At 65.2% G+C, this 11,809-nt stretch carries 12 protein-coding genes; 9 read left to right on the forward strand and 3 right to left on the reverse strand.

Translation table 11 applies throughout. The features are described from left to right. Nucleotides 1-9 precede the first annotated feature (9 nt). Nucleotides 10-207, reverse strand: a complete 198-nt coding sequence (locus MH112_RS14930; protein WP_365785689.1) for a YdcH family protein — start codon at nt 205-207, stop codon at nt 10-12. Nucleotides 208-555: 348 nt separating this feature from the next. Here MH112_RS14930 and MH112_RS00215 point away from each other — a divergent pair, with 348 nt between their 5' ends. The 8 genes from MH112_RS00215 to MH112_RS00250 all read left to right on the forward strand — a co-directional run bounded on the left by MH112_RS00215 (nt 556) and on the right by MH112_RS00250 (nt 7,516). After that, entirely contained in the window at nt 556-1,059 is a 504-nt protein-coding gene (locus MH112_RS00215) for a hypothetical protein (protein ID WP_296562514.1), read from the forward strand. A 123-nt stretch (nt 1,060-1,182) separates the two neighbouring features. Continuing rightward, nucleotides 1,183-3,381, forward strand: a complete 2,199-nt coding sequence (gene purL / locus MH112_RS00220) for a phosphoribosylformylglycinamidine synthase subunit PurL (RefSeq protein WP_296562516.1) — start codon at nt 1,183-1,185, stop codon at nt 3,379-3,381. A gap of 37 nt (nt 3,382-3,418) precedes the next feature. Next, complete coding sequence (locus MH112_RS00225) at nt 3,419-4,234, forward strand: DUF3313 domain-containing protein (protein ID WP_296562518.1); 816 nt, start codon at nt 3,419-3,421, stop codon at nt 4,232-4,234. Beyond that, on the forward strand, nt 4,231-4,638 hold the full coding sequence (locus MH112_RS00230; protein WP_296562520.1) for a DUF393 domain-containing protein: 408 nt from the start codon (nt 4,231-4,233) through the stop codon (nt 4,636-4,638). Before MH112_RS00225 ends, MH112_RS00230 begins: the two co-directional genes overlap by 4 nt. Further along, nucleotides 4,635-5,075: a DUF3429 domain-containing protein gene (locus tag MH112_RS00235; RefSeq protein ID WP_296562522.1), complete on the forward strand. Its 441-nt coding sequence runs from the start codon at nt 4,635-4,637 to the stop codon at nt 5,073-5,075. The genes MH112_RS00230 and MH112_RS00235 overlap by 4 nt, the downstream gene beginning before the upstream one ends. Before the next feature lie 71 nt (nt 5,076-5,146). Further along, nucleotides 5,147-5,329 carry a hypothetical protein gene (locus MH112_RS00240; protein ID WP_296562523.1) on the forward strand — a complete coding sequence of 61 codons (183 nt, stop codon included), beginning with the start codon at nt 5,147-5,149 and terminating at the stop codon, nt 5,327-5,329. A gap of 89 nt (nt 5,330-5,418) precedes the next feature. Then, a complete protein-coding gene (locus MH112_RS00245; protein WP_296562525.1) occupies nt 5,419-5,601 on the forward strand; it encodes a DUF3606 domain-containing protein in 183 nt (60 codons plus the stop codon). 106 nt (nt 5,602-5,707) lie between these two features. Then, nucleotides 5,708-7,516 (forward strand): DUF885 family protein, encoded by a 1,809-nt coding sequence (locus tag MH112_RS00250; protein WP_296562527.1) that lies wholly within the window; start codon nt 5,708-5,710, stop codon nt 7,514-7,516. Between the two features lie 5 nt (nt 7,517-7,521). On the opposite strand, the gene MH112_RS00255 is transcribed toward MH112_RS00250, so the two are convergent. Further along, nucleotides 7,522-8,004 carry a CinA family protein gene (locus tag MH112_RS00255; protein ID WP_296562529.1) on the reverse strand — a complete coding sequence of 161 codons (483 nt, stop codon included), beginning with the start codon at nt 8,002-8,004 and terminating at the stop codon, nt 7,522-7,524. Between the two features lie 117 nt (nt 8,005-8,121). Between MH112_RS00255 and MH112_RS00260 the strand changes: the two genes are divergently transcribed. Continuing rightward, entirely contained in the window at nt 8,122-9,357 is a 1,236-nt protein-coding gene (locus MH112_RS00260; RefSeq protein ID WP_296562531.1) for a serine hydrolase domain-containing protein, read from the forward strand. A 47-nt stretch (nt 9,358-9,404) separates the two neighbouring features. Here the strand turns inward: MH112_RS00260 and MH112_RS00265 are convergent, their stop codons facing one another. Next, on the reverse strand, nt 9,405-11,465 hold the full coding sequence (locus MH112_RS00265; protein WP_296562532.1) for a PhoX family phosphatase: 2,061 nt from the start codon (nt 11,463-11,465) through the stop codon (nt 9,405-9,407). Nucleotides 11,466-11,809: the final 344 nt, after the last annotated feature.

An 11,809-nucleotide genomic window follows, 5' to 3' on the forward strand; every position in this document is an offset into this window, starting at 1 on the left:
CCGAATGCCTCAGAACCTGACAGGCGACAGGCCGGCTTCCGCCAGGAACATCTGACCTTTCAGGGCCAATCTTCGACGCTTGAGGTCCTGGAGGCGCATCGTGTCAGGTGTCTCGAGGCATTCTTCCTGACGGATGGCGTTATCAAGCCTGCGGTGCTCATTCCTCAATCGATACAGACGTATCCGGTCCACTCCTGGGCTCCTCATTGGTAGAGGGCGCGCCCGGTCCTGAGACTCCAGTCCGTCGATTGGGGGGGAGAGTGACCTTCAGACCCTTCTCGCAGCCGGACGCGCCCGCTGCGGTCCGACATCGCGACCCCTATGGTCGCCAGAGGGGCCCGGCCCGCGTCCTGATCTGGCCGGAGGGGTCGGCCCCATGCAAGCCAAACCGTCATTCCAAACCGTTATGGCGCTCATGAGTTTCTGATGGCCAATGCGGCGGGATGCGATAAGGCAGGCTCATAGCAACCATCGCCACGCGCCTCGGTGAAAGCCCCGCGGACCGCCCCATGTCTCACCCATAGCCGCCACGAGAGGCGGAGAAGGGAGACGCAGATGTTGAGCAAAATGTGGAGTGTCACCAGCGCCCTCATGCTGGCGGTTCTGATCGCGTGGGTCTGGGCCTATCCCAAATTGTTTTCGGGCCAGGAGGTTCACCAGGTCTTCAGGTGGAGCGCCCTCCTCACGGGGCATGCCTTTATGGAAACCTATGTGCGTTGGGGGGCCGGTGCTGTGGCCTTGGTCGCCGTTGCCCTCTTGCTGATCGGCAGAACCCGCCTGGTGGGCGCCTACATTGCTGCGGGCCTATCGCTGTTCTACCTGGTTCTGCACGCGACGCCGTGGCTTGGCGCAGCCATCCCCACCTATGATGTGCTGGTCTCAGGGCTCCAGACGGGCCTCAGCGCCGAGCAGATCCTAGACGCCCAACGGCCAGACGATGTGCCGATCATCATGACCCTGCTGAACGGCATACTGGCCGGCCTGGTCATCGTGGCTGAACTGGGCCGTCGCAACGAGGCAAAGGCACCAGGAAGGGTCGCGGCCGTCGTACTGAACTGACTCTTTTGAAGCTTGTACCTGCCATTGAGCGCCGCAGAGCTTGGCCTCTGCGGCGCTTTCAGTTTGAGGCCAGGGCTGCATCAGCCTATCGCCCTGCGCAGCGAACCTCGCTAGAAGGCGGCCATGACCGCTGCGCCTGCGAAATCCCTGGCCGATACGGCCGCTGAGTTCGGCCTCAAGGCCGAGGAATATGACCTGATCCTCAAGCGTCTGAACCGCGAGCCGAACCTCGTGGAACTGGGCGTCTTCTCGGTCATGTGGAGCGAGCACTGCTCCTACAAATCCAGCCGCAAACATCTGGGCAAATTCCCAACCAAGGGGCCCCGGGTGATTCAGGGCCCGGGCGAGAATGCCGGGGTGGTGGACATCGGCGATGGCCAGGCCTGCGTCTTCAAGATGGAGAGCCACAACCACCCCTCTTACATCGAGCCTTACCAAGGGGCTGCGACCGGGGTCGGCGGCATCATGCGCGATGTCTTCACCATGGGCGCACGCCCGATCGCGCTGCTGAACGCCCTGAGATTTGGAGACCCCAGCCACCCCAAGACCAAGCGACTGGTCTCCGGCGTGGTCGCCGGCATCGGCGGCTACGGCAATTGCGTCGGCGTCCCCACCGTGGCGGGCGAAACCAATTTCCATCGGGGCTATGACGGCAACATCCTGGTCAACGCCATGTGCGTCGGTCTGGCCGACGCCGACAAGATCTTCTACTCCGCCGCCCCTGGCCCTGGCCTGCCGGTGGTCTATTTCGGCTCCAAGACCGGCCGTGACGGCATCCATGGCGCGACCATGGCCTCGGCAGAGTTCGACGATGCCTCGGACGAAAAGCGCCCCACCGTCCAGGTCGGCGACCCCTTCGCCGAGAAGTTGCTGATCGAGGCGACCCTGGAGCTCATGGCCTCGGGCGCGGTGGCCGCCATCCAGGACATGGGCGCGGCGGGCCTCACCTCGTCCTCCGTCGAGATGGCCGGCAAGGGCGGGGTGGGCATCGAGCTCAACCTGGACGCGGTCCCTCAGCGCGAGGAGGGCATGAGCGCCTACGAAATGATGCTCTCGGAGAGCCAGGAGCGGATGCTGGCCATCCTCAAGCCCGGCCGCGAGGCCGACGGCCAGCGCATCTTTGAAAAATGGGGCCTGGACGCCGCCACCATCGGCCAGACCACCGATACGGGCCGCATTGTGCTGAGACACCAGGGCCAGGTGGTCTGCGACCTGCCGCTCGGTCCCCTGTCCGACGACGCGCCCCTCTATGATCGCCCCTGGGTCGCGCCGGCCCTGCAGCCCACCCTTACCGCTGCCGACGTGGCCGAACCGTCGGACTATGCCGCCGCCGTCAACCAGCTGATGGGCAGCCCGGACATGGCCTCCAAGCGCTGGATCTGGGAACAGTACGACCGTCACGTCATGGCCGACACCATGGAAGACTCCGCCACCGGCGCCGACGCCGGCATCGTGCGGGTGCATGGGACCAAGAAGGCCCTGGCGGTCACCTCCGACTGCACCCCCCGCTATGTGCTGAACGATCCCTTCGAAGGGGGAAAACAGGCTGTCGCCGAGGCCTGGCGCAATCTCACCGCCGTGGGGGCCGACCCCATCGCCATCACCGACAACCTGAACTTCGGCAATCCTGAGCGCCCGGAGATCATGGGTCAGATCGTCCGAGCGATTGAGGGCATGGCGCTGGCCTGCCGTGAGCTCGACTTCCCCGTCGTGAGCGGCAATGTCTCGCTCTACAACGAGACCAATGGCCAGGCCATTCCGCCTACCCCAACGGTGGGTGCCGTCGGGCTGATCGCCAATTATGAGCGTCGGGCCGATTTCTCCAGCCTGAAGCCGGGCGACGCCCTCGTCCTCCTGGGCGACACCCATGGGGCCCTGGGGGCCAGCATGTATCTGCGCGAAATCCTGGGTCGTGAAGACGGGGCACCGCCGCCCGTGGACCTCGCCCAGGAACGCAAGGTAGGTGATTTTGTCCGCGACCTGATCAAGGGCGAGCAGATCGCCGTTGTCCACGACCTGTCTGATGGCGGGCTTATCGCCGCGGCCGCGGAGATGGCGCTGGCCTCCGGCGTCGGCGTGACTCTGAGCCTGGCTGGCGAACTCCCCGCCCACGCTGAGCTGTTTGGCGAGGATCAAGCCCGCTATCTGCTGGCTGTCACCGACCCAGAACCGATCCTGGCCGCTGCGCGTGCGGCGGGCATTTCCGCCCGACTCATCGGTGAAGCGGGCGGCGACGTGCTGGCGGCGACAGATCTGTTTCAGCTGCCGCTTTCGCAACTTCGCGATGCATACGAAGGGTGGATGCCGGCGTACATGGGTTAGGCGGAGCCAGACCCGGGCTCCCCCGTTAAAGGTTGTCATGCCCCATAGCCTCCCCCGCCTTGCCGCGCCGCTCGTCCTGCTTGCCCTGGCCGCTTGCGCTGGAACGCCTCAGCAGGGGCAATTCCTGACCTCCTATGAAGGATTGGTCCCCCGCACCGATATGGTGCGGGCCGGTGCCCTCGATCGGACAGACCTCGTCGCTTTGGCCAAGGTGCAGAGCGTGCAGATCGAACCCACGGTCTTTTCCCCCCGGGCCGAGGCGACCGCCTGGATGACCCCCGTTGAACAGACCGCGGTCCTGCGTGAGGTCGACGCCCAGCTTTGCTTTGAACTCTCGGAGCGTTTCGAGATCACCGCCGCCCCGGCGTCTGCCGGTGCCCACCGGGTGCGCGCTGCTGTCACCGAGGTCATTCCCACCGGCCGGGTCGGATCGGCGGCCTCTGCGGCGGCCGCATTCTTTATCCCAGGCCCGATCGGCGTCCGGGTGCCGGGCACCCTGGGGGGACTGGGCGCAGAAGCCGAGTTGCTGGATTCAGCCGGCCAGCAGGTGGCCGCGGTGGTCTGGCGCCGGACCGCCACCGCCATTGGAACCGACAACCCTTCCCTCAGCCGGATCGGTGACGCCCTGCAGTTTGTCGAGCCCTTCGCCGACGCCGCCGCCGCCGCCATGACCCCGGAGGATCACACCGCCCGAACGATCACGGCAGAGACTGATCCTTGCCGGGAGTTTGGCGCACGTTTCCGGGCGGAGGGCTTCGGTGCCCGGTTCATCACCGGCCTCTATGTGCCCGAGGCCAGCGCCGCCCGGCCCGCTGAGCCCGCGACGATCCCGCCCGAAGCGCCCCAACCGTGACGGCGCCCAGCGCGCCGACAGAGGAAGGGCCGGGTCTAACCGTCTGGTATGACGGCGGCTGCCCCCTTTGCGCCCGGGAGATCGCGCTCATGCGCCGCCTCGATCCCGACCAGCAGGTCTGCTTTGTGGATCTGGAGACCGCCCAGGACACCCCCCTGCCCCGTCAGGTCATGCTTGAGCGCTTTCATGTGAGCACGCCCGACGGTGCCACCCAATCAGGGGCAGCCGCCTTTGCAGCCCTATGGCGCAGCCTGCCAGCCCTGCGCCCCTTGGGTCGGGTCGCAGCCTGGCCGCCCCTGCTGGCGGCGCTGGAGCTTTTCTACAGGGGCTTTCTTCGCCTGCGGCCACGACTGCAGGGGCTGGTGCGGCGGTGGGATGACCGCCGTCGTTCGGTTGAGCCATGATCCCAGATACAAAAATCCCGTTTCCGGCCCTGGCTTTGGGCGTGGCAGGCGTCATCCCCTTTGCTGGCCTTGCCGGACTGATCCTCCTGAATGGTGCGGGGCTCCTGGCGCCAGAGCAGGCCGTCCGGGTGCTGCAGCTCTATGGGGCCGTGATCCTGTCTTTCATGGGCGGGGCCCAGTGGGGCCTGGCTTCGGCTCGTCTCCACGGCCCCTCAGCCCGAGCCCTGGCGGTGAGCGTTCTGCCGGCGCTGTTTGCCTGGGCCACCTTCCTGGTGGCCAGCGACCTGGCCTTGCTGGCCCTGGCGGCGGCCTTCCTGGCTCTGATGCTCTACGACCTTTGGACCGTTCGCCGGGAAGAGGCCCCCCGCTGGTATGGCAGACTTCGGGTCGGGCTCACTCTGGCCGTGATCACGAGCCTGTTGGCGGCGATGATCTGAAGCGAGACTGCGTCCAGACCCGCGGCTGGCCCGTACAACAAGGGAACACAGCAGAGAAGGGTTGGATCGTGATGCGTTCGTCGACCTTGGTTTCCCTGGCCGAGATGGCCGCCCGGCAGGCCCGCCTGCTCAAGCGCGAAGGCGCTGTGAAAGAGGCTCAGGACCTCGCGGTCCGGGCCCTGGCGCTTTTGTGGATGGCTGAACCTCAGCCCGTACCAGTGCGTGTGCGCCGTTACGAACAGCCCCTTCGCTGAGACTGGCCCCAAGTCCGGCCGCCGATAGCCCTGGCCTCGCTCAACCGCTAAGACCAATGGCAGCGTGTGCGTAGCAGGGAGTCGGCGGCATGGCAGGCCTGAAGGACAAGCGCGGCTTCATCGACAAAGATCGCCTCGACCTCACCGAGCGCAAGGCCGTCGAATACTGGATGAAGCGCTGGGGCGTCACCCGCGACCAGATCACGGCGGCTCACCGAAAGGTGGGCCGGATGACCAAGGACATCGCCGCTGAACTGGGCAAGCGACGCTAGCACGCCCCTTTTTCCGTCAGAGCCGACCGAGATGCCGACGGGGCTGGTCATGGGCTGCGTTCTGCGGAAAGACAGGGGCCTCGTCTGAAATTGGGGGCATGTCGCCATGGACCGTCGATCCTTTCTGCTTTCCGCCGTGGCCACCGCCGCCCTGGCCAGTGGGGCCCGCGCCCAGGGGCTGAGCCTCCAGGACCAGGGCCTTCGCGCCCTGTTCGACCAGATGTTCAGCGAGATGCTTGATCATTCGCCCGAGAGCGTCACCCGCCTTGGCCTGCACCAGGGCGCGCGCCTGGCGGCAAAGGGGCAGCTAAATGGTGCATCCATTGCCGATATTGCCGCCAGAAAGGCCCGAAACGCCGCCAATCTGGCCCGTCTTCAGGCCCTCGCCCCCTCGACCCTGAGCCCCTCGGAAGTCCCGCACTACGAGGCCGTTCTGTTCACCCTCGGTGCCGACGCAGAGGCCAACAGCCGCTACGCCTATGGGGATACGGGTGCCGGCGATCCCTATGTGATCTCGCAGCTGAACGGTGCATATCGCTCGATCCCTGACTTCCTGGGGACCCAGCATGGCATTGAGACCAAGGCTGACGCTGAGGCCTATCTCTCGCGCCTGTCACAGTTCGCCGACGTCATGGACCAGGAGACCGAGCGCAGCCGTCAGGACGCCGAGCTTGGGGTAATCCCCCCGGACTTTGCCCTGGAGCGGGCCCTGACCCAGATGGCGGGTTTGAGGGGAGATCCCGCCACCTCGCCCCTGGTGACGTCGGTGGCCAGCCGCGCTGCGGCCCGAGGGATAGAGGGCGACTATGCCGCCCAGGCGAGCGCCATCTATCTGGAAAAGGTCCTGCCTGCCCTGGAGCGCCAGATCGCCTGGATCCAGTCCCTACAGCCCCGGGCGGTCCATGACGCCGGCTGCTGGCGGCTGCCCGATGGCGAGGCCTATTACCGTGACGCCCTGAAAAGCTCGACCACCACGACGCTTACCCCCGAAGAGATCCACGAGCTGGGCTGGGAACAGGCCAAGGCCCTGTCGGCCCGGGCTGAGGTGATCCTTGAAGGTCAGGGTCTGACTCAAGGTTCGGTGGGGGACCGCATCCAGGCGCTCTTCAAGGACCCTCGCTACCTCTATGCCGACACCGACGAAGCCAAAGAACAACTGATTGCTGACCTCAACGCCCAGATGGCGGAAATCGCACCGCGATTGCCTGAGGTCTTTGGAGCTCTGCCGAAGGCCGCTGTCGAGGTCCGTCGGGTGCCCAAGTTCATCGAGGCCGGCGCGCCGGGGGGCTACTATAATCGGCCTGCCCTGGATGGCTCACGGCCGGGCATCTACTGGATCAATCTGCGGGATTCCGCCGAAAACCCCAGCTGGACCCTTAAGACCCTCACCTATCACGAGGCCATGCCCGGCCATCATCTGCAGCGTTCCCTGCAGCAGGAGGCCGACATTCCGATGCTGCGCCGGGTCGCCGGCTTCTCGCCCTATAGCGAAGGCTGGGCGCTCTATTCCGAGCAGCTCGCCCTGGAGATGGGCATGTACGAGAACGACCCCCTGGGCGAGCTTGGCCAGATCCAGGCCTCCCTGTTCCGGGCCGCCCGTCTGGTGGTCGACACCGGGATCCACGCCAAGCGCTGGAGCCGTGAGCAGGCCATCGAGACCATGACCAGCATTGACGGCAGCCCCACAAGTTCAGCGGCCACCGAGATCGAGCGCTACAGCGTTTGGCCAGGCCAAGCCTGCAGCTACATGGTCGGCAAGCTCACCTGGCTGCGCCTGCGTGCAAAGGCGCAAGGTGCCCTGGGCGACCGGTTCACCCTGCCGGCCTTCCACGACGCCACCCTTCTGTCGGGCGCTATGCCGCTCACCGTGCTGGAGAGCGTCGTTGATCGACACATCGCCGCCCGCAAGGCCTGAGGCGCTCAGGCCTCGGTCGCCCGGCGCAGCAGGTCCAGCGCCGCAGCGGCGAAGGCGTCCATGTTGGCGGCCCGGTCGTCCGATCCGGTCCTCACGGTGATCACCAACTCCACAGGCCCAGACACCGCAATGCAGGTGTGGCCCGCCGGATCGCCATAGCCGTTGCCGGTAGGCCCTGCCGCGCCGGTCTCCGAAAGACCCCAGTCGGCCCCGAACCGTTCGCGCACGGTCCGCGCCAAAAGCAAGGCATAGGGCTCAGAGGCTGAGCGCATGCCGGCCACCGCCTCCCGAGGGATTTCCAGCAGGCTCATGCGGGCCTTGCCTGTGTAGACCACCGCGCCGCCGAGATAGTAGGCCGAGGCCCCAGGCACGGCGAGCAGGGCCGCCGAGATCAACCCGCCAGACGAGCTCTCCGCCACAGCCACCTTTTGCCCACTGGCCTTGAGCTGCTCGCCCACCACCGCCGCCAGTTCCGCCAGATTGCCCATGGGTGTCTCTCTCCTGTTTTCACCGACAGCTTAGAGCATGAACGTCTTGGCCGCAGGGCATCTACAGCCCATGATGGCGCCAATTAGAACACCGCGATTTTCGGGAGGATTTTTCACATGGACGCCCAATCACAATGGACGGGCCTGGACGCCAGACGTCTGGAGCGCATCGCCGACCACCTGCAACGCAATTACATCGACCCCCAGAAGATCGCCGGCTGTCAGATCCAGGTCGCCCGCCACGGCCACATTGCCTACGAAAAGGCCTTCGGCTCCATGGATGTGGAGCGCGCCAAGCCGATGGTCGATGACGCCATCTTCCGCATCTATTCCATGACCAAGCCGATCACCTCGGTGGCGCTCATGACCCTCTATGAAAAGGGCTATTTCCAGCTCAATGATCCTATCAGCCGGTTCGTGCCCTCCTGGCGCAACCACAAGGTCTGGGTTTCCGGCGAAGGCGATGATCTGGTCACCGAGGCGCCGCACCGGCCGGTCTCGTTCCGCGACGTGCTCACCCACACCGGCGGCTTCACCTATGGCGGCGGCCTGCCCGGGGTTGGCCTGCAGCATCCCGTGGACAAGATTTACCGCGCCCTCAAGGTCCGTTCGGTCGGCGGGGCCGACTCCATGCAGGAGTTCATGGACAAGCTCGGCCAGGTGCCCCTGCTCTATCAGCCGGGGACGCGCTGGATGTACTCGCTCTCCACCGACATCTGCGGTGCCCTGGTGGAAATCATCTCCGGCAAGCCCTTCGACCAATATCTGAAGGAAGAGATCTTCGAGCCCCTGGGCATGGTGGATACCGCCTTCCACGTCACCCCGGACAAGGTGGGTCGCTTTACCGCCAACTATCAGCGCGGCCCTGACAAGAAGCTGAAGCTGATCGATGATCCCGGCGGCGAAAGCCAGTTTGTCCGTGAACCCGGCTTCAAATCCGGTGGCGGGGGCCTGACCGGCACGGTGGCCGACTATGGACGCTTCACTGAAATGCTGCGCCGTGGCGGCGAGATCGACGGCCACCGGATCCTGGGTCCCCGCACCCTGGAAATGATGCACATGAACCATCTGCCCGGCGGCAAGGACCTGACCCAACTGGCCATCGGTGCCTTCTCCGAGACGGCCAATGAGGGTGTGGGCTTTGGCCTGGGCTTCGCCTCGACCATGGGCCAGGTGGAAACCGGCTCCCTGGGCGTCGGCGACTACTATTGGGGTGGCGCGGCCTCGACCATTTTCTGGGTCGATCCCAAGGAGGACCTGACCCTGGTCTTCATGACCCAGTTGATGCCGTCGGGGACGTTCAACTTCCGTGGCCAGCTCAAGGCCCTGATCTACTCGGCCATCACCGATTGAGCCCATCTCGGCCCCGGGCAAGACAGCGCCCGGGGCCGAGCGTGGCCCTAGGTCCCGATCACGCCACCGTCATCCTTGGTAATCACCACCGTGGCTGAGCGGGGCACAGATCCATTGTAATCGGGGAAGCCCGAGCCGAACTCGCCCGCAGCGAACTGGGCACCGGTGCCCTGGGCCCCAGGATGCTGGAAGTTCACGAACATGGTCTTGCCATCCGGCGTAGTCACCACGCCGGTGCACTCCTGCCCCCAGGGGCCGGTCATGAAGCGTCGGACCTCTCCCGTGGTGGGGTCAGCGGCCAGCAGCATGTTCATCCCAAACGGCTTAAGCGGGCCGTCGTAGTCGGGGCCGACGTCGCCCATGTCGGACTGGATCCAGAGCCTGGACTGGGCGTCGAACCACAGGCCGTCGGGGCAGGCGAAGATGTTGTCTTCGTTCAGCGCTCCGCCATCGGCGAGTTTGGAATTGCCTGCGTCTCCGGCCAGCAGGAACAGGTCCCAGGCAAAGCGGGTGGCTGTGTGATCCCCACCTTCATAGGTCCAACGGACAATCTGGCCGAAATTGTTGGCGGCCCGGGGATTGGCGGCGTCCACCTGATCGGGTCGGCGGCGGGAGTTGTTGGTCAGGGTGAAGTAAACCGCGCCGGTGCGGGGATCCACCGCGCCCCACTCCGGACGGTCCATCTTGGTGGCGCCCACGTGGTCTGCTGCGAGGCGGGTGTTCACGAGAATATCGGCCAGGTCCGCAAAGCCTTTGTCCGGCGTCAGACCGTTCTGCCCCGGTGCCAGGGCCAGCCACTGCCCCGTCCCGTCGTCGTTGAACTTCGCCACATAGAGCGTCCCCTGGTCGAGGATCGCGCCATCGGTCTGGCCTGGCGAAAAGTCGCCCGCCGACACGAACTTGTAGATGTACTCAAACCGGGAGTCGTCGCCGGAATAGCAGACCACGGGCCCGCCCGCCGTCGCAGGGGCGAACACAACGCCCTCATGGGCAAAGCGGCCCAGGTGAGTGCGCTTGATCGGCGCGGCGTCGGGGTTGAACGGGTCAATCTCGGTCATCCAGCCCATGGCATTGGGCTCATTGCGATAGTCTTCCAGGGGTGAGGCCCCCTTTGCCGAAGCATCGAAACGCACGAACTCGTCCGCACCGGATTTGGCCAGATGCCAGCCAAAGCGACCCCCGCGCGGACTGGTCGAAACCCCATAGCGGGCATGCTCCCGCGGCAGGTCAGGCTTCTGGTCGATCTTGTCGGTGTTGGAGAAATAGCTGGCCCAGTTTTCCTCGGCAGCCAGATAGGTGTTCCAGGGGGTCACCCCATGGGAACAGTTGTTCAGCGTACCACGCACCTGCGTGCCGTCGGGGCTGAAGCGGGTGCGCACATGGGGGGTGCCGCGCACCGGACCGCTGAGCTCAACCAAAGTGCCCGAGGTGACGCGTCTGTTGCGGGGATCTGCAACCACGGCCCATGTTCCGTCGGCCTGTCGGGTGGTGCGATAGATCGATACCCCATGGGCGGCGATCTCCATGCGCACCTCGTCATCGTCTCGCCGACCCTCGGCATCATAGACAACGCTGTGGGTCCCGATGGGCTGGCCCTTGTAGCCGGGCTTCTCGGCGTGAAGTAGGCGCGGCTCGATGTACTCGTGATTGACCACGATCAGGCCGTCGTTGGACGACCCCTCGATCGGGAAGAAGTGCATCCCGTCGTGATGCTGGCCGATCTGGTGCTCCTGTTCGGCACCTGTGTTGGCACCTGGACGCGACACCGGCATGTCACCGGAGATCGGTGTGCCGGTGGGGCCCAGAATCTGGAAGCTATAGCCCTCGGGCACCACCACCTTGTCCTGATAGCTGACTGGAACGGCCTTGAAGCCCAATAGCGAGGAGGTTGCCGCCTTGGCCATGGCAGGCTTGGGCGCCAGCGAACCGCCGATCAGGCCTGTGGCCAGCGTCGCCAGACCGCCTATCAGGAACTGCCGGCGCGCCACCCGGGCCTCCATCACCTGATAGAAGTTGCGGTTTGCCGAGCGGTTGGAGGGGACTTCGTCGCCGTGCTGGTAGCCGGGGGCCTGAGTGTGGTCGGGATAGTCCCGCTCAAAGTCGCTCATCTCTGGTCCCTATTCTGGTTCAGACGGGCTTGTGTTGTCAGGGGAGGATCGCCCTAATCGCGCTGTGTCACAGGGACATGACCTGCGTCCACACATTGCAGACCCTAAGCCATAACAGAGAGCCGACCAGCCGTATGACAGGGCGAGCGTTCACACCCAGATCTGCCACGGCTTTAGGCTCGGGGGGTCCTGCGCCGAATCAGACCGTCGAGCCCAGGAGCACTATGATCGGCCGTTAAATGGCATCCTCTCGGGCCGAGATGCTAGAACACCGTTAATGATTTTGGACCGATAAAGATCGTCAGTAGAGAGCGATTACCCATGCCTATGACCCAGGCCGACCT

It is taken from the genome of Phenylobacterium sp., assembly GCF_022402485.1.
GTDB lineage: Bacteria > Pseudomonadota > Alphaproteobacteria > Caulobacterales > Caulobacteraceae > Phenylobacterium.

Coding starts and splice junctions, on each gene's coding strand:
- MH112_RS00215 (WP_296562514.1), top strand. CDS start 556: ATGTTGAGCAAAATGTGGAGTGTCACCAGCGCCCTCATGCTGGCGGTT.
- MH112_RS00240 (WP_296562523.1), top strand. CDS start 5,147: ATGCGTTCGTCGACCTTGGTTTCCCTGGCCGAGATGGCCGCCCGGCAG.
- MH112_RS00250 (WP_296562527.1), top strand. CDS start 5,708: ATGGACCGTCGATCCTTTCTGCTTTCCGCCGTGGCCACCGCCGCCCTG.
- MH112_RS00265 (WP_296562532.1), bottom strand. CDS start 11,465: ATGAGCGACTTTGAGCGGGACTATCCCGACCACACTCAGGCCCCCGGC.
- MH112_RS00245 (WP_296562525.1), top strand. CDS start 5,419: ATGGCAGGCCTGAAGGACAAGCGCGGCTTCATCGACAAAGATCGCCTC.
- MH112_RS00235 (WP_296562522.1), top strand. CDS start 4,635: ATGATCCCAGATACAAAAATCCCGTTTCCGGCCCTGGCTTTGGGCGTG.
- purL (WP_296562516.1), top strand. CDS start 1,183: ATGACCGCTGCGCCTGCGAAATCCCTGGCCGATACGGCCGCTGAGTTC.
- MH112_RS00225 (WP_296562518.1), top strand. CDS start 3,419: ATGCCCCATAGCCTCCCCCGCCTTGCCGCGCCGCTCGTCCTGCTTGCC.
- MH112_RS00255 (WP_296562529.1), bottom strand. CDS start 8,004: ATGGGCAATCTGGCGGAACTGGCGGCGGTGGTGGGCGAGCAGCTCAAG.
- MH112_RS14930 (WP_365785689.1), bottom strand. CDS start 207: ATGAGGAGCCCAGGAGTGGACCGGATACGTCTGTATCGATTGAGGAAT.
- MH112_RS00260 (WP_296562531.1), top strand. CDS start 8,122: ATGGACGCCCAATCACAATGGACGGGCCTGGACGCCAGACGTCTGGAG.